General features: G+C 70.9%; 12 protein-coding genes. 8 read left to right on the top strand and 4 right to left on the bottom strand.

Annotation, left to right across the window (positions count from 1 at the left end):
* The first annotated feature begins 99 nt into the window (after positions 1 to 99).
* Entirely contained in the window at positions 100 to 1407 is a 1308-nt protein-coding gene (locus tag PUW82_RS08035) for a glutamyl-tRNA reductase (RefSeq protein WP_274221799.1), read from the top strand.
* Positions 1404 to 2381, top strand: a complete 978-nt coding sequence (locus PUW82_RS08030) for a LacI family DNA-binding transcriptional regulator (RefSeq protein ID WP_274221798.1) — start codon at positions 1404 to 1406, stop codon at positions 2379 to 2381. Before PUW82_RS08035 ends, PUW82_RS08030 begins: the two co-directional genes overlap by 4 nt.
* 18 nt (positions 2382 to 2399) lie before the next feature.
* Here the strand turns inward: PUW82_RS08030 and PUW82_RS08025 are convergent, their stop codons facing one another.
* Genes PUW82_RS08025 through PUW82_RS08015 form a run of 3 tightly spaced genes read right to left on the bottom strand, consistent with a single transcriptional unit; the run spans position 2400 to position 5986 of the window.
* On the bottom strand, positions 2400 to 3338 hold the full coding sequence (locus PUW82_RS08025; protein WP_274221797.1) for a TatD family hydrolase: 939 nt from the start codon (positions 3336 to 3338) through the stop codon (positions 2400 to 2402).
* Positions 3339 to 3341: 3 nt separating this feature from the next.
* Positions 3342 to 4910 carry a methionine--tRNA ligase gene (gene metG, locus PUW82_RS08020; protein WP_274221796.1) on the bottom strand — a complete coding sequence of 523 codons (1569 nt, stop codon included), beginning with the start codon at positions 4908 to 4910 and terminating at the stop codon, positions 3342 to 3344.
* Positions 4911 to 4969: 59 nt separating this feature from the next.
* On the bottom strand, positions 4970 to 5986 hold the full coding sequence (locus PUW82_RS08015) for a LacI family DNA-binding transcriptional regulator (RefSeq protein WP_274221795.1): 1017 nt from the start codon (positions 5984 to 5986) through the stop codon (positions 4970 to 4972).
* A gap of 184 nt (positions 5987 to 6170) precedes the next feature.
* Here PUW82_RS08015 and PUW82_RS08010 point away from each other — a divergent pair, with 184 nt between their 5' ends.
* From PUW82_RS08010 to PUW82_RS07990, 5 genes are all read left to right on the top strand, one after another.
* A complete protein-coding gene (locus PUW82_RS08010) occupies positions 6171 to 8192 on the top strand; it encodes a beta-galactosidase (protein ID WP_274221794.1) in 2022 nt (673 codons plus the stop codon).
* A 147-nt stretch (positions 8193 to 8339) separates the two neighbouring features.
* Entirely contained in the window at positions 8340 to 9572 is a 1233-nt protein-coding gene (locus PUW82_RS08005; RefSeq protein ID WP_274221793.1) for a sugar ABC transporter substrate-binding protein, read from the top strand.
* 67 nt (positions 9573 to 9639) lie between these two features.
* Positions 9640 to 11268, top strand: a complete 1629-nt coding sequence (locus PUW82_RS08000; RefSeq protein WP_274221792.1) for an ABC transporter permease subunit — start codon at positions 9640 to 9642, stop codon at positions 11266 to 11268.
* Positions 11268 to 12161 (top strand): sugar ABC transporter permease, encoded by an 894-nt coding sequence (locus PUW82_RS07995; RefSeq protein WP_274221791.1) that lies wholly within the window; start codon positions 11268 to 11270, stop codon positions 12159 to 12161. Before PUW82_RS08000 ends, PUW82_RS07995 begins: the two co-directional genes overlap by 1 nt.
* A gap of 81 nt (positions 12162 to 12242) precedes the next feature.
* Positions 12243 to 14618 (top strand): glycosyl hydrolase 53 family protein, encoded by a 2376-nt coding sequence (locus tag PUW82_RS07990; RefSeq protein ID WP_274221790.1) that lies wholly within the window; start codon positions 12243 to 12245, stop codon positions 14616 to 14618.
* Between the two features lie 81 nt (positions 14619 to 14699).
* On the opposite strand, the gene rsmI is transcribed toward PUW82_RS07990, so the two are convergent.
* On the bottom strand, positions 14700 to 15521 hold the full coding sequence (gene rsmI, locus PUW82_RS07985) for a 16S rRNA (cytidine(1402)-2'-O)-methyltransferase (protein WP_274221789.1): 822 nt from the start codon (positions 15519 to 15521) through the stop codon (positions 14700 to 14702).
* A 22-nt stretch (positions 15522 to 15543) separates the two neighbouring features.
* On the opposite strand from rsmI, the gene PUW82_RS07980 reads away from it, so the two are divergent.
* Complete coding sequence (locus PUW82_RS07980; protein WP_274221788.1) at positions 15544 to 17133, top strand: dolichyl-phosphate-mannose--protein mannosyltransferase; 1590 nt, start codon at positions 15544 to 15546, stop codon at positions 17131 to 17133.
* Positions 17134 to 17142 lie beyond the last annotated feature (9 nt).

Below are 17142 nucleotides of genomic sequence, written 5' to 3'. Positions count from 1 at the left end.
TCGCGTGCGCGACGAGAGGGTGGGCGGATGCCGGAATGATGATCTCCTCGAGTGAGTTAATCGATATACTAGTCACGATCTCAGGGGGTTCTTCCGCACGTGCTCGTCGCTCTCACCGCGCATCAGCGCTCCACACCGCTCGATTCTCTCGAGCGACTCTCCGTCATCGGAGACGAAGTCGGCACCCGGTTGACAGAGGCCCACGAGGCCATCCAGGGGGCCGTCGTCCTGGCCACCTGCAACCGCTTCGAGGCGTACTTCGACCTGCGCGACGACGCGGACTTCCCCTCCACCATCCCGGCGATGGATGCCGCGATGGAAGAGATCGCGAAGCTGAGCGAGCTCCCCTACCGGACGGTCCGCGAGACCGTCGACTTCGCGCACGGCAATAAGGTCGCCCACCACCTCTTCTCGGTCGCCTCGGGGCTCGACTCCGTCGCGGTCGGCGAGGACGAGATCGCCGGACAGGTGCGCCGCGCCCTCGACGACGCCCGACGCGGCGGGTTGACGACGGCGCCTCTCGAGCACCTGTTCCAGCGCGCCACCGAGACCTCCCGCGCCGTGAAGAACAGCACCCGCATCGGCGAGTCGGGCCGGTCGCTCGTCCGCCTCGCGCTCGAGCTGGCTTCCTCGCGCGTCGCCGACTGGTCCGCGGCGCGCGTGCTCCTCGTGGGCACGGGCCGCTACGCCGCGGCGTCCCTCGCCGCGCTCCGCGACAAGGGCGCCGTGGACGTCCGCGTGCACTCGCGCTCGGGCCGCAGCCGTTTCGCGCAGCGCGAGCACCTCGTCGCCGTCGACGCCGAGCACTATGCCGCCGAGGCCGCCGCGGCCGACGTCATCGTGACCTGCACGACCACGACCGACACCTACGCTCTGACGGCGACCGAGCATGCCGCTCGCCGGATCGGCGCCGACCGCACCCAGCTCATCATCGACCTCGGGCTCCCCCGCAACGTCGACCCCGCGCTGCGCGACGTGCCCGACATCGAGCTGCTCGACCTCGAGACCATTCGCGTCCACGCCCCGATCGACGAGTTCGCGACCCTCGGCGAGGCCCGCGAGATCGTCGCCGGGGCGGCCGCCCGCCACGCCGCCGCCCGTCGGGTGCACGAGGTGGCGCCGTCCGTCGTGGCGATGCGCAGCTACATCACCGACATCCTCGACGACGAGATCGACCGCGCCCGGCTGCGCGGCGAGGCTCCCCAGGTCGAGGCCGCGCTGCGGCACTTCTCGGGCGTCCTGCTGCACCGCCTCATCGCGCAGGGCCACACGCTCGCGTCCTCCGGCTCGGGTTCGGCCTGGGCCGACGCGGTCCGCACCGTCTTCCCCGGCACCGACGACTCCGCCCGCACCTCGCCCGACGAGGTGGCCCCGGGCGACCCGGGCACGGGAGCTGCGCGGTCATGACCCGGCAGGTGACCCTGAAAGACATCGCGCTGCGCGCGGGTGTCTCCACGGCCGCCATCAGCCAGGCGCTCAACGACCGCGGGAGTCTGCGCCTCGAGACGCGCGAGCGCATCAAGGCGATCGCGGCCGAGCTCGGCTATCAACCCAACAAATACGCCGCCGCCCTCCGCAGCGGCCGGACGATGTCGGTGGGCTTCGTGCTGCCCGAGGGCATCGAGCTCGACCTGTCGCGCCGCAGCGCGCTGCACCGCAGCCGTCACATCGGCGCGCTGGTCAGTGCGGCGGCCCAGCAGGGCTTCACCGTCACGATGCTCCCCGCCTCGCGCCCCGACCTGCTGCGCGGCGCCCAGATCGACGTCGTGTACTTCGCCGAGGTCGCCGCCGACGACCTGCTGCTGCGCGAGGCGGTCATCCGCGGCATCCCGGTCGCGACGAACGACCTGTACGTCGATACCGAACGCTCGATCACCGTGCGCACGGGCTACGACGAGGCCGTGCGCGCGGCGCTCGGGCTGCTCGAGGCCGGGGGCGCGCAGCGGATCGGCTTCCTCGTCGACGACGCCGGCGCCCCGCGTGATCGCATCGGCGAGAGCGCGTACCGCGCGTGGAGCACGGTTCGGGGGCGCACGCCGCTGGTCGCGCACGTCGATGCCGAGCACGGGTCACTCCCCCGCCGCGTCGGCGAGCTGCGCGACGCCGGTGCCGACGCGATCTTCTCGTTCGCCGAGGAAGGTCCGGCCATCTACCTGCAGCTCGAGGAGATGGACTTCGTGATCCCCCGCGACATGCAGTTCGTCGCACTGTGCACCACCGACTGCGCCGTCAACAGCCGCCTGGGGGTGACGCACGTCTGCGTGCATCCCGAACTCGCCCCCGCGGCGATGTTCGAGGCGCTCAGCACCGTTCGCGATGGGGTCGAGCCCGACGTCGTCGACCTGCCGTGGGAGATCATCCGCGGCTCCTCGACCCGCTGACCGTCTCGCCGAACGCGGTCAGAACTCGCCGTAGACCGCGCGGGTGTTCGTGGCGATCTGCGCGGCGAGCTCGTCGACATCCGCACCGAGTTCCGCCGCCATGAAGCGCAGGGTGACCGGGATGAGATACGGCGCGTTGGGGCGTCCGCGGTGCGGCGTCGGCGTCAGGAACGGCGCGTCGGTCTCGACGAGGATGCGCTCGCGGGGGGTCACCGCCAGCGCGTCACGCAGGTTCTGCGCGTTCTTGAAGGTGACGTTGCCGGCGAAGCTCAGCCAGTACCCGCGCTCGGCGGCGACGCGGGCCATGCCGGCGTCTCCCGAGAAGCAGTGGAAGACCGTCCGCTCCGGCGCACCCACCCGCAACAGGGTCTCGAGCACGGCGTCGTGGGCGTCGCGGTCGTGGATCTGCATCGCGACGTCGTGCTTCTTGGCCAGCGCGATGTGGGCCTCGAAGCTCTCGAACTGCGCAGGCAGGCCGTCCCTCTCCGTCCGGAAGAAGTCGAGCCCCGTCTCGCCGACGGCGCGCACGCGCGGCTGGGCGGCGAGTTCGTCGATGACGTCGATCGCTTCCTGCAGCCGTCCGGCAGCGGCGTAGACGGGCGCCTCGTTCGGGTGGATCGCGACCGCCGCGAGCACGCGCGGGTGCGAGGCGGCGGCCCACGCCGACCAGCGGGACGACTCGATGTCACCGCCGGCCTGCACGACCCCCACGACACCCACGGATGCCGCCAGCTCGAGCTGCTCGGCGAGCGTGCGCGGCTCGTCGCCGTCCTCGATCTCGAGGTGCGTGTGGTTGTCGTAGACCGGGACCGTCAGCGGCTCGGGCGCCTCCGGCCAGCGGACATCCCGCGCCGCCTGCGACCGCTGCCGCACATACTGCGACACGTCGTCCGTCGGCTCGCCCCCAGGTGCCGGTGTCGGGTCGGCCGGATCCGCGTTAACTGGCGTGTCGGCCATGGGTCACGCGGTCTGCTCGACGCGCGGGAACAGCGGGGTCAGTCCCGTGACCGTGGTGCCGGCGGGCAGGATGCCCCAGCGTCCGGCCTCGCGCAGCCGCTGGTCCGCGAGCCGGGCGTCGATGCCGAGCGCATCCCAGAGCTTTCCGGTCGCGGCGGGCATCACGGGCGAGAGCAGCACCGCGAGGGCGCGGAGCCCCTCGGCGGCGGTGTACAGCACCGTGCCCAGGCGCGCCCGCTGCGCGTCGTCTTTGGCGAGAGCCCACGGCTCGTTCTCGGTGATGTAGCCGTTCAGGGCGTCGACGATCGTCCAGATCGCCGCGATCGCCTCGTCGGGGCGGAACCGCTCCATCGCCGCGTCGGCCGCCGTGGCGGCATCCGCGACGACGCGCTGGATCTCGAGGTCGCCGGCGGTGTACTCGACCGGCGTCGGCACGACCCCCGCGAAGTACCGCTCGACCATCGCGATCGTGCGGGAGGCGAGGTTGCCGAAGCCGTTGGCCAGCTCGGCCTGGTAGCGCGCCGACAGGTCCTCCCACGAGAACGACCCGTCCTGCCCGAAGGCGATGGCCGAGAGGAAGTAGAAGCGGTACGCGTCCGAGCCGAACACGTCGGTGATCTCGGTCGGCGCGATGCCGGTGAGCTTCGACTTCGACATCTTCTCACCGCCGACGAGCAGCCACCCGTGGGCGAAGACGCCACGCGGCACCTCGAGGCCCGCGGCCATGAGCATGGCCGGCCAGATGACCGCGTGGAAGCGGAGGATGTCCTTGCCCACGACGTGGTAGGCCGGCCACCGCCGCGCGAACTCGTCGGGGTCGGTGCCGTAGCCGATCGCCGTGGCGTAGTTCAGCAGCGCGTCGACCCAGACGTAGATGACGTGCGACGGGTCCCAGGGCACGGTGATGCCCCAGTCGAACGCCGACCGCGAGATCGACAGGTCCTTCAGGCCCGAACGGACGAACGAGACGACCTCGTTGCGTGCGGATTCGGGTCGCACGAAGTCCGGGACGCTCTTGTAGAGCTCGAGCAACCGGTCCTGGAACTCGCTGAGCTTGAAGAAGTAGTTCTTCTCCTGCAGCAGTTCGAGCGGCTTGGAGTGGATGGCGCAGACCTTGAGGCCCTCGAACGCGCCGGTGCCGTCGGCGATCTCGGCCTCGGGCTTGAACTCCTCGCAGCCTACGCAGTACAGCGCCGCGTACTCGCCGGCGTAGATGTAGCCGCGGTCGAAGAGCGTCTGGACGAAGACCTTCACCCGCTCCTCGTGACGCTCCTGCGTCGTGCGGATGAAGTCGTCGTTGGCGACGTCGAGGGTGCGCAACAGCGGGAACCACGACTCCTCGACGAGCTTGTCGACCCATTCCTGGGGCGTGACGTTGTTGGCGGCGGCAGCGCGCAGCATCTTCTGCCCGTGCTCGTCGGTGCCCGTCAGCATCCAGGTGTCGTCGCCGGCCTGACGGTGCCACCGGGCGAGCGTGTCGACGGCGACGCTCGTGTACCCATGCCCGATGTGGGGCAGATCGCTGGGGTAGTAGATCGGCGTGGTGATGTAGAAACTGCGGCCGTTGCTCACCCCGAGATTCTAGTTCGCGGCGGCGGCGCTCCGGAGCCGGATGACAGCGCCGGCGCCCGTCACGCGGTTTCGCGGCGCACGAGGGTCGTCGGCAGCACGAGCGGCTGCGGGTCCCCCCCGGCGATGACCTGCAGCACCATGTCGACCATGGCCGCGCTGATCTCACCCCACGGCTGCCGCATGGTCGTCAGGGGCGGGTCGTGCGTGGCCGCGAGGCCGGAGTCGTCGAATCCCGCCACCGCGATGTCGTCGGGCACCGTCCGGCCACTGCGACGGATGGCGGCGATCGCGCCCACGGCCATGACGTCGGATGCCGCGAACACCGCCTCGATGTCGGGCGCGCGCTCGAGCAGGCGGCCCATGGCCGCGGCTCCGGCGTCGCTCGAGTAGACGTCCTGCTCGACGAGGTCGGGATCGAACAGCTCCCCCATCTCGGCCCGGAAGCCCTCGAGGCGATAGCGGCCGCCCGGGGTGTCGTTGGGCCCGGTGATGACGGCGATGCGCCGGTGCCCCTGAGCGAGCAGGTGGCGCGTCATCACCCGAGCCGACTCCTGTTCGTCGACCGAGACCGTCGGCACGTGCGCGCGGTCGCCCAGCGGCACACCCGTGCACACCGTCGGCACGCCCGCCGCGATGAGCGAGGCCAGCAGCGGGTTGGACTCGTGCGACGAGATCAGCAGCACACCGTCGACGTGCCCGGCGCGGACGTACCGCTCGACGTTGGCCCGTTCGGCGGCGGTGTCGGCGATCATCAGGACGAGCGTCATCGACCGCTGCGCGAGCGCCTCGGTGGCCCCCCGCAGCAGGAGTGCGAAGGTCGGGTCGGCGAACAGCAGGTGCTGCGGCTCCGTCAGCAGGAAGGCCAGGGAGTTCGCGCGCCCCGTGGCGAGGCTGCGGGCCGCGTGGTTGGCGGTGTACCCGGTCTCGCGGATCGCCCGGTCGACCGCCTCGCGCGCCTCGGGCGAAACCCAATGCCCGCCGTTGATGACGCGCGAGACCGTGCCGTGCGAGACGCCCGCGGCGGCCGCGACGTCGCGAATGGTCGGTTTGCGCGACGCGCCGGTGGTGCCGTTCACGTCGGTGAGCCTACTCCCGCGCGAGCCCGCACCACGCCACGCGTCGGGGCCGCAGCGGCCCGGCTGTGACCGGTCACAGTTCGATAACGGCATCCCGGGAATCCGACGCGCTCGATTACGCTGGTGATCACACCCTGTGACCGGTCACAGCCCGATCGGTCCGCGAGACACAAGGACGCGTTTCATGCCTGCGAGCGTTTGGCCGGCCATCGACGGGATCGCCTACGGCGGCGACTACAACCCCGAGCAGTGGCCGCGCGAGGTATGGCGCGAGGACGTGCGCCTGATGCGCGAAGCCGGCGTCAACGTCGTCAGCATCGGCATCTTCTCGTGGGCGCTCATCGAGACGAGCGAGGGCGTGTTCGACTTCGACTGGCTCGACGAGATCATCGGGCTGCTGCACGAGAACGGCATCGCCGTCGACCTCGGCACTCCCACGGCCTCGCCCCCGGCCTGGTTCTTCGCGAACCACCCCGACGCCCGGGTGATCACCCGCGACGGCGTCGTCATGGGGTTCGGGTCGCGCGGCATGGCCTCGCACTCCGCCCCCGCCTACCGCGAAGCAGCCGTGGGCATCGCCGGCGCGCTGGCCGAGCGCTACGCCGACCACCCGGCCGTCGTCATGTGGCACGTGCACAACGAGTACGGCGTCCCGGTCGGCGAGGACTACTCCCCCCACGCCGTCCGCGCCTGGCGCAGCTGGCTGCAGGAGAAGTACGGCAGCCTCGACGCGCTCAACGCCGCGTGGGGCACGGCCTTCTGGGGGCAGCACTACGGCGACTGGGAGCACGTCGGCGCACCCGCTGCCGCACCCTCGGTGGTCAACCCCGCGCAGCGCCTGGACTTCGCCCGCTTCACCGACGCGCAGCTGCGCGCCTGCTTCGTCGCCGAGCGCGACGCCATCCGTCGTTTCTCGTCCCTGCCGGTGACCACCAACTTCATGGCCAACCAGCACAACGGCTGCGATCTGTGGGCCTGGGGGCGCGAGGTCGACATCGTGTCGGACGACCACTACCTGTGGGCCGCCGACGACGAGGGCGAGATCGGCCTGGCCATCGCCGCCGACCTCTCACGATCCGTGGGCCGTGGCAAGCCGTGGATCCTCATGGAGCACTCCACCTCGGCCGTGAACTGGCAGCCGCGCAACGTCGCGAAGCGTCCGGGTGAGATGGCGCGCAACTCGCTCTCGCACCTCGGCCGCGGCGCCGACGGCATCCTCTTCTTCCAGTGGCGCGCCGGACGCTCGGGCGCCGAGAAGTTCCACTCGGCGATGCTGCCGCACGCCGGCACGGGGTCCCGCGTCTTCCGCGAGGTCGTCGACCTGGGGGCCAAGCTCGACCGACTGTCGGAGGTCCGCGGTTCGCGCGTGCAGGCGGATGTCGCGATCCTGTGGGACTTCGAGTCGTTCTGGGCGCAGGACCTCGAATGGCGTCCGTCCGAGGACGTCTCGCACGACGAGCGGATCCGCGCGTTCTACGAGCGACTCTGGCGCGACAACATCACGGCCGACTTCGCCCTTCCCGGCGACGACCTCTCGGCCTACAAGCTGGTCATCGCTCCCGCCCAGTACCTGCTGCGTCGCGACGACGCCGAGAACCTCAACCGCTACGTCGAAAGCGGCGGCACGCTCGTGGTGTCGTTCTTCTCGGCGGTGGTGGACGAGAACGACGCCGTCCACGCGGGCGGGTTCGGCGTCCCCCTCGAGCCGTCGCTCGGCGTCTGGGTCGAGGAGCACCTGCCGCTGCGCGCAGGGGTGTCGACGTCCGTCGCCTTCGGCGAAGACACGTTGCGCGTCGACGCCTGGCACGAGCACCTCGTCGTCACGGGCGCCGAGACGCGCGCCACCTACACGGACGGCCCCGCGGCGGGCATGCCCGCGATCACGCGCAAGTCGCACGGTAACGGAGCCGGCTGGTACATCAGCACGCGGCCGGATGCCGCCGGCCTGGCCGCCGTCATGACGGAGGTCTACGCCGACGCCGGCATCGCACCGCTGCCGGCTTCCGCAGGGCTTGAGGTCGTCCGCCGCGCGGGCGCCGACACCGACTACGTCGTCGCGATCAACCACGGTGCGACGGCCGCACGACTCGCTCTGGAGGGCGTCGACCTGCTGACAGGCGACACCGTCGAGGGCACGCTGGAGGTGAGTGCGGGCGACGTCGCCGTCGTCCGAGCACCGCGCACAGCACCCGGAGGTGATCGCTGATCGATGACCCCACCGCTGGCCGACAGTCGACGTCGGCCGGCACGCACTGAGAAACCGCCGACGCCACCCGGCAGCGGCATCCACACCGGTCGTGACGGCGCGACCTCTCGCGAGGCGCCCCGATCGACCACTTCGGAAGGAAGATCCATGCGCAAGATCGGGACCGGAATCGTCGCCATCGCGGCGACCACCGTTCTGCTCGCCGGTTGCTCCGGCGGCAGCTCCCCCAGCGAGAGCGGCAACGCCGACGGCGGCTCGGGCGGCACGCTCGTCGTCTGGACCGACGCGAACCGCGCGCCCGCCATCGAGGCGGCCGCGAAGGCGTTCGAAGAAGAGACGGGCACGAAGGTCGAGCTGGTCCAGAAGAACTTCGAGGACATCCGCAACGACTTCATCAACCAGGTCCCCACGGGCGAGGGCCCCGACATCACCGTCGGCGCGCACGACTTCCTCGGCTCGTTCGTCTCGGCCGGCGTGGTGGACACGATCGACCTCGGCGACAAGGCCGAGCAGATCGAGCAGGTGGCCGTCGACGCGTTCACGTACGACGGGCAGGTCTACGGCTTCCCCTACGCGCTCGAGACGATGGCCCTCATTCAGAACACCGACCTCGTGGGCGAAGAGGCCCCGACGTCGTGGGACGACATGATCGCCCGCGCGCAGGCGGCCGGCGCTGAGCGTCCGTTCGTGATCAACACCGCCGGTCAGAAGGGCGACGCGTACACGATGTACGGGTTCCAGACGTCGTTCGGCGCCCCGGTGTTCGTGCAGGATGCCTCGGGGTCGTACACCACCGAGATCGGCATGGGCGGCCCGGCCGGCGAGGCCTTCGCCTCCTGGCTCGGAGCTCACGGCGAGGCGGGCTCGGGTGAGATCTCGACCACGATCGACTACGACACCAACAACGAGCTGTTCGCCTCGGGCACGGCCGCCTATACGGTGCAGGGCCCGTGGGCGATCGAGGCGCTGACCGCGGACGGGGTCAACGTCAAGGTCAACCCCATCCCGTCGGCCGGCGGCGAGACGGCGGCGCCGTTCGTCGGGGTGCAGGGCTTCTACATCAGCTCGGAGAGCTCGAACAAGCTGCTCGCGCAGGAGTTCCTGACCACCTACCTCGCCACCGACGACGCCCAGCGCGCGCTGTACGAGGCCGACCCGCGTCTGCCCGCGTGGAAGACCCTTGCCGCAGAGGTGTCGTCCGACCCCGTCGTCGCCGGCTTCCTCGCCTCCGCGGCGAACGGCGTTCCCCAGCCCTCGCTCCCCGAGATGGGCTCCGTCTGGGAGCTGTGGGGCGCGGCTCAGGCTCAGATCATCAAGGGCGGCGACGCCGTCACGGCGTGGAACACCATGGTGACCGACGTCGAAGCCGCTATCGGCTGATCCCCTCCGGGGGCGGAGGAGACTCCGCCCCCGGACCCTCGTCGCAGGAAAGTCGAAGGAGATGCACATGTCGGTCCCCCAGGGAACCTTGAGCGAGAGCGCACCGCCGCCTCAGCCCCCGCTGTCGAAACCGGGCGCCGAGCCGCACGGCCGTCGATGGAACGGTCTCGGCTGGGGCTTCGTCGTGAAGCTCGTGCTGATGGCCATCGTCAACGCGTTCGGCCTCATGGGCGTCTTCGCCGCCGTGCAGGCCGAGTCGTGGATCATCGCGACCGCGGCCGCCGTGCTGCTGATCGCCGCCGATGTCGTGTACTTCACCAAGCGGGCGCTCCCGCTGAAGTACTTGCTTCCCGGCCTGGCGTTCCTGCTGGTGTTCCAGGTCTTCATCTTCGGCTACACCGCGTACATCGCCTTCACCAACTACGGCGCGGGGCACGTCGGCTCGCAGGAGCAGGCCGTCGCCGCCGCCCTCGCGCAGGGTGAACGGCGCGTCGACACCTCCCCCTCCTACCCGCTCGCTGTGGTCGAGCAGGGCGGCGAGTACGGCTTCGCCATCAACGACGACGGTGAGATCAAGGCAGGCGCGGTCGATCGGCCTCTGGAAGTCGTGGGCGAGACCTCGGCCACCGGCGCGCCCACCGACGTTCCCGGGTGGAACGTCGTTCCCCGAGGCACCTTCCTGGGCGATCCCGACCTGCAGGCCGTGGTCGTCGAGCTCCGTGTGCCGGTCTCGGACGACCCGAACGAGGGCTCCATCCGCACGAGGGACGGCTCGACCGGCGCCGTCTACCTGTCGACGCTGGAGTGGGATGCCGCGGCGCAGACCATCACCGACACGGCATCCGGCACGGTGTACACCGCCAGCGACAGCGGCTCCTTCGTCTCGGAGGACGGAACCGCACTGCCGACCGGATGGGTCGTGAACGTCGGGTTCGACAACTTCCTGCGTCTGGCCACCGATCCCGGTCTGCTCGAGCCGCTGGCGCTCGTCACCCTGTGGACATTCGTCTGGGCGACGCTGTCCGTGCTCATCCCCTTCATCATGGGGCTCGTCGTGGCGTTGATCTTCAACGACCCGAGGGTCAAGGGCCGCAAGATCCTCCGGACCTTGTTCATCCTCCCCTACGCGTTCCCGGCGTTCATGTCGGCACTGTTGTTCCGAGGCATGTTCAACGCCGAGTTCGGTGTGATCAACGAGTTCTTCTTCGGCGGGGCGAACATCGACTGGCTCGGTGATCCCTGGCTGGCTCGCATCGCCGTCCTGTTCGTCAACGTGTGGCTGACCTACCCGTACTACTTCCTCGTGTGCACCGGTGCGCTGCAGGCGCTGCCGTCCGACGCACTCGAGGCGGCATCGATCGACGGCGCCGGCCGGTTCCGCCAGTTCCGCGCGATCGTGCTGCCACTGGTCCTCGTCGCGACCGCCCCGCTGCTCATCTCGTCGTTCGCGTTCAGCTTCAACAACTTCACGATCATCTTCATGTTCAACAGCGGCGGGCCGGCGATCCCCGGCGCGCCCTACGCCCTCGGCGCCACCGACATCCTGATCTCCGCGATCTGGGCCATCTCCGGCGTCTCGGGCGGTGCCGCCGACTACGGCCTGGCCAGCGCCCTGTCGATCCTCGTGTTCATCGTCGTCGGCGTGATCTCCGCCCTGGCGTTCCGTCAGACCCGCAAGCTGGAGGAGTACCAGTGATGTCCACCGCCACCGTCCGTCCCCGCGCCGGCCGCACGACCACGGCCCGCCGCCGCCGCTGGCTGCTCGACGTGGGCTGGAAGTACCTCGTCGCGCTCGTCATCCTCTTCTACGCGATGTTCCCCCTGCTGTACGTCGTCTCGGCGGCGCTCAACCCCCGCGGCAGCCTCGCCGCGAGCAACCGGCTCTTCGCGGCTTTCGACCTGTCGAACTTCGCGGCGCTCGGGGGGACGTCGTACTGGACCTGGTACGGCAACACGCTGATCGTCAGTGGCGCCTCCGCGCTCGGCGCCGTGTTGATGGGTGCCGCAGCCGCGTACGCCTTCTCGCGGTTCCGCTTCCGCGGGCGGCGCCCCGGCCTCACCGCCCTGCTCATCATCCAGATGTTCCCGCAGGCGCTGGCCTTCGTCGCGATCTTCCTGATGCTCCTCGCACTCGGCGAGGTCTTCCCGGTCCTCGGGCTGAACTCGAAGCTCGCCCTCATCTGCGTGTACCTCGGCGGCGCGCTCGGTGTGAACACGTTCCTCATGTACGGGTTCTTCAACACCATCCCGATGGAGCTCGACGAGTCGGCGAAGATCGACGGCGCGACGCACGCGCAGATCTTCTGGCGGATCATCATGCCCCTCGTGACGCCCATCCTCGCCGTGGTGGCGCTGCTGGCGTTCATCGCCTCGTTCGGCGACTACATCATCGCGAAGATCGTCCTGGTGTCGGAGGACAACTGGACGCTCGCCGTGGGGATGTTCCAGTGGGTCTCGAACCAGCTGGCGAGCAACTGGGGCCTGTTCGCCGCGGGCGCCGTCCTCGCCTCGATCCCGATCCTGGCGCTGTTCCTCGGTCTGCAGCGCTACATCATCGGCGGTCTGACCGCCGGGTCCGTCAAGGGCTGACCTGCCCCCGGGTTCGTCGATGACGGACCCGCACCGGGCCCCCGCGCGATCGCCGGGGCCCTCACCTCGAAGGAGAGGCCCATGCCCCGTCGCCCGCATCCGTTCCGCCGACTCGGCGCCGCAGTGACGGCGGGGGCCCTCGCCCTCGGCGTGCTCGCGCTGCCCTCCGCCGCTGTCGCCGCCGAAGACGCCGCCCCCGTCGAGGCGGAGATCAGCGTCCCCCGCGTCGAGAACCTGTCCGCCGACTTCATCGGCGGCGTCGACGTGTCGTCCGTGCTCTCGCTGGAGGAGTCGGGCGTGGTGTTCCGCGACGACAGCGGCGCACCCGCCGACCTGTTCGCCGTCCTGCGCGACGCGGGCGTCACCGACGTACGCATCCGCGTGTGGAACGACCCGTACGACGCCAACGGCAAGGGATACGGCGGCGGCAACGTCGACGTGCCGCGCGGGGTCGAGATCGGCCAGCGCGCGACGGCAGCCGGGCTCGGCGTGCTCGTCGACTTCCACTACTCCGACTTCTGGGCCGACCCCGCCAAGCAGCAGGCACCGAAAGCCTGGGAGACGCTGTCGGTCAACGACAAAGCCGCCGCGGCCGGCGCCTTCACGCGTGACGCTCTGCGAGAGTTCGCCGCCGCCGGCGTCGACGTCACGATGGTGCAGGTCGGCAACGAGACCAACGGCAGCATCGCGGGGGTCAGCGGCTGGGACGACATGTCGCGGATCTTCGCCGCCGGCGCCGCAGCGGTGCGCGAGACGCTCCCCGAAGCCCTCGTCGCCCTGCACTTCACCAACCCGGAGCGTCCGGGCTTCTACGCCGGCGTCGCCCGCGAGCTGGCCGCACGCTCGGTCGACTACGACGTCTTCGCGTCGTCGTACTACCCCTTCTGGCACGGCACCCCCGGGAACCTGACGACCGTCCTGTCGCACATCGCCGACACCTACGACAAGCAGGTGCTCGTGGCCGAGACCTCGTGGGCGTACACGCTCGAGGACGGCGACGGCCACGGGAACGTCATCGACACCCCCGCTGAGGCCACCTCGTACCCCGTGAGCGTGCAGGGCCAGGCCACCGCCGTCCGCGACGTCGTCCAGGCTGTCGCCGACGTCGGTCCCGCCGGGCTGGGCGTCTTCTACTGGGAGCCCGCGTGGCTGCCGGTCGGCCCGCCCGCCGAGGTCGCCGCGAACAAGATCCTCTGGGAGCGCGACGGCTCGGGCTGGGCGACCAGCTTCGCCGGCTCGTACGAGCCGCACGACGCCGGCCCCTGGTACGGCGGATCGGCGTGGGACAACCAGGCCCTCTTCGACCACGCCGGCAACCCGCTGCCCTCGCTGCGGATCTTCTCCTACATCCGCACCGGAGCGACGGCACCGCGCACGGTGACCGAGGTCGAGAGCCCGCGCCTGACCATCGAGATCGGAGACGCGGTGACTCTGCCCGAGACGGTCGCGGTGTCGTACAGCGACGGCACCCGCGAGCAGCAGCCGGTGGCCTGGACACCGGGCACCGAGGTCATCGCCGGCGTCGGCGTGTACACCTTCGCCGGCACGACCGGAGCCGGGCGGGCCACGACGGCGGTCGTCACCGTCCTCGGGCGGAACCTGCTGCGCAACGGCGGCTTCGAGGACGCCGACAGGTCGATGTGGCGTGCATCCGGGGCAGCGTTGACGCTCGGCTCGAACGACACTCCGCGCTCGGGCGCGCGGTCGGCGCACTTCTATGCCGCGACGCCGTTCACGTTCGAGCTCGAGCAGCAGCTCACCGCGGCCTCCGCCGGGTTCTATTCCGCCGGTGCCGCACTGCAGGGCGGCAACGCCGCTCCGGACGGGCAGGTCGAGCTGGCACTGTCCACCTCGGCGGGCCGGTCGGCGACGGCATCCTTCGGCATCGACGGCTGGCGCGCGTGGTCGACGCCCGTCACCGACGCGGTCTTCGTCGCCGCCGGCGAGACCGTGACCGTGCGCATCGCGGGCGCCCTGCCCGCCGGCGCGTGGGGCACGATCGACGACGTCACGCTCGTGCAGGTCGCACCGGCCGCCGACACGTCTGTGCTCGGCGCCGCGGTCGCGGCGGCCCAGTCGCTGGACCGAGGCGCGTACACCGCGGAGTCGCTCGCCGTGCTCGATGCGGCGCTCGCCCGCGCCCTCGCGATGCTGGCGGCCCCCGATTCGGCGCAGGACGCCGTCGACGCCGCGACCACGGCCCTCGACGCCGCGACCACCGCTCTCGCCACCGCCGCCCCGGCGCCCGTGGCGACGCCGACGGCGCCCGCCGACGCGGCCCCGATCGTGTCCGCTGCGGCGCCGGCCGCTGCGGGATCGGACGCCGCGGAATCGGCCGCTGCAGGATCACTGGCCTCGACCGGCGGCTCGTGGGCCGCGGCATCCGTATTCGGCGGCCTCGGCCTGCTGGCCGCGGGCGGCTTGCTGATGCGACGATCTTGGGCGCATCGCGCCTGATCGGCCGGTCGGCACGCGGCCGCGACGCACCGGTGTGCGCGTCGCGGCCGTGTGCCCGGCCACGACGGATGCCGCGGTGCGTCAGGCCCGGCGGGCGGCGAGCGCGGCCTGGTAGAGATCGCGCGACGACAGACCGGTGGCGGCCGAGACCTCGGCAGCGGCATCCTTCAGCCGCATCCCGTCGGCCACGAGCGTCTGCACCTGCGCGAGGGCGGTCTCGGGGTCGCTCGCCAGCGGGCCGGCTCCCTCGACGACGACGACGATCTCTCCTCGGACGCCGTCGGCGGCCCAGGTCGCCAGCTCGGCCAGGGTTCCCCGCACGATCTGCTCGTGCAGCTTGGTCAGCTCGCGGCAGACGGCCGCCCGGCGGTCCGCGCCGAAAGCGTCGGCCATCGCCGACAGCACCTCGGCGATGCGCGAGGGGGCCTCGAAGAACACGAGGGTGCGTGTCTCGGCGGCGAGCTGGTCGAACAGGCGGCGGCGGTCGCCGGGCTTGCGCGGCGGGAACCCCTCGAAGGCGAAGCGGTCGGTCGGCAGACCCGAGACGGCGAGCGCCGTGAGTACGGCGCTCGGCCCGGGCAGGACCGTGACATCGACACCGGCTGCCGCCGCCGCGGCCACCAGGCCATAGCCGGGGTCGCTAACGGTCGGCATCCCCGCATCGCTGAGCACGAGGATGTCTTCTTCGCGGGCCCGCTCGACCAGGTCGGCGGCGCGCTGCCTCTCGTTGTGGTCGTGCAGAGCGATCAGACGAGGGCGGTGGGCGATGCCGAGCGCCTGCAGCAGCCGCTGCGTCGTGCGGGTGTCTTCCGCGGCGATCGTGGTGGCGTTCTCGAGCGCCGACACGAGCCGGGCCGACGCGTCGCCGAGGTTGCCGATGGGCGTCGCGGCGAGGATGATCACCGCCCCAGCATAGGCTGGCCCGGTGACGACGACCGCTGAGCCGCTGGCGCCCGAGGAGCGGCCGACGCTGCTCGATCGGTGGCACCGGCGGGTGTCGGGCGACCCGGTGCTCGCACGTCGCATCGGGTGGATCGCGCCGCTGCTCATCACCCTGCTGGCGGCCGTCCTGCGCCTGTCGAACCTCGCCCACCCGCACGCCGTGGTGTTCGACGAGACGTACTACGTCAAGGACGCGTGGAGCCAGTGGGTGCTCGGATATGCCGCGACCTGGCCGGACGAAGCCGACGAACGGTTCCTCGCCGGCGAGACCGACATCTTCACGACCACCGGTAGCTTCGTGGTGCACCCGCCGCTCGGGAAGTACCTCATCGGCCTGCCGATGGCCCTGTTCGGGGCGGACTCGACGTTCGCATGGCGTCTGGCGACAGCCCTGGCCGGCACCGCGTGCGTGCTCGTGCTCTACCTGCTCGCCCGCAGCCTGTCGGGCTCGGTCGTCTTCGCCTCGCTCGCGTCGGGCCTGCTGGCGATCGATGGACTCGGCATCGTGATGAGCCGTGCGGCGCTGCTCGACATCTTCCTGACGCTGTTCACCCTGCTGGCGTTCTGGTTCGTGGTGCTCGACCGCCGGTCGCATCGGGTCACCCTCGCCGCCCGGGTGGCCGCCCGCTGGGACGACGCAGGCCCGCCGTCGTGGGGTCCCGTGCTGTGGAACCGCCCGTGGATCATCGCCGCGGGGGCGGCTGCCGGTGCCGCGTCGGCGGTGAAGTGGTCGGGCGCGTTCGTCCTGGCCGCGATCGGCCTCTATCTCGTCGTCAGCGATGCTCTCGCGCGTCGCCGAGCGGGCGTGCTCTTCTGGCCGATGGATGCCGCCGCGCGTCAGGGCGTCGCCTCATTCCTCCTCCTCGTTCCGGTCGCGCTCATGGTGTACCTGGCCTCCTGGACGGGGTGGTTGGTCACCGACGGCGGGTATGACCGGCACAGCGCGGACGCCGCACCCGCCACCGGGCTGTGGTCGTGGGTTCCGCTCCCCCTGCAGAGCCTCTGGCGCTATCACGAAGGGATCTACGCCTCGACGGCTGCCATGTCGACGCCGCACGCGTATGCCAGCCCCGCCGTGCAGTGGCCCCTGCTGCTGCGACCGACGTCGATGTACGCCAACAGCACCCCGAACGGCACCGACGGATGCACCGACGCCAACGGCTGCTGGGAGATCCTCTACAGCATGCCCAACCCGATCGTGTGGTGGGCGGCGGTCGCGGCGACCCTCTACCTCGTCTATCGGTTCATCCGCACGCGGGACGGCCGGTACGCGCTCGTCCTGACAGCAGTCGCGGCCACCTACGTCCCGTGGCTGCTCTACCCCGATCGGACAATCTTCCAGTTCTACACGGTACTCATCCAGCCCTTCCTGCTGCTGGCACTCGTGTTCGTCGTGCAGGAGGTGGTGCGGGGCACGCGCAGCTCCGGGCGTGCCCGCAGCACGCAGCGCGTCGTATGGGCCTTCCTCGTCCTCGTGGTGGTGATCGCGGCGTTCTGGTTCCCCCTGTGGTCGGCGATGCGCGTGCCGTACGAGTTCTACCGCCTGCACAACTGGCTGCCCGGCTGGGTCTGACACGCCGCG

Source organism: Microbacterium thalli (genome assembly GCF_028737325.1).
Classification (GTDB): domain Bacteria; phylum Actinomycetota; class Actinomycetes; order Actinomycetales; family Microbacteriaceae; genus Microbacterium; species Microbacterium thalli.
This window is presented reverse-complemented; position numbering and strand designations above follow the sequence as displayed.

Bases quoted from the DNA above. Each gene is read 5' to 3' on its own strand.
- PUW82_RS08030 (WP_274221798.1), top strand. From the start codon at position 1,404: ATGACCCGGCAGGTGACCCTGAAAGACATCGCGCTGCGCGCGGGTGTC.
- PUW82_RS08025 (WP_274221797.1), bottom strand. From the start codon at position 3,338: ATGGCCGACACGCCAGTTAACGCGGATCCGGCCGACCCGACACCGGCA.
- PUW82_RS08010 (WP_274221794.1), top strand. From the start codon at position 6,171: ATGCCTGCGAGCGTTTGGCCGGCCATCGACGGGATCGCCTACGGCGGC.
- PUW82_RS08005 (WP_274221793.1), top strand. From the start codon at position 8,340: ATGCGCAAGATCGGGACCGGAATCGTCGCCATCGCGGCGACCACCGTT.
- PUW82_RS08000 (WP_274221792.1), top strand. From the start codon at position 9,640: ATGTCGGTCCCCCAGGGAACCTTGAGCGAGAGCGCACCGCCGCCTCAG.
- PUW82_RS07995 (WP_274221791.1), top strand. From the start codon at position 11,268: ATGTCCACCGCCACCGTCCGTCCCCGCGCCGGCCGCACGACCACGGCC.
- PUW82_RS07990 (WP_274221790.1), top strand. From the start codon at position 12,243: ATGCCCCGTCGCCCGCATCCGTTCCGCCGACTCGGCGCCGCAGTGACG.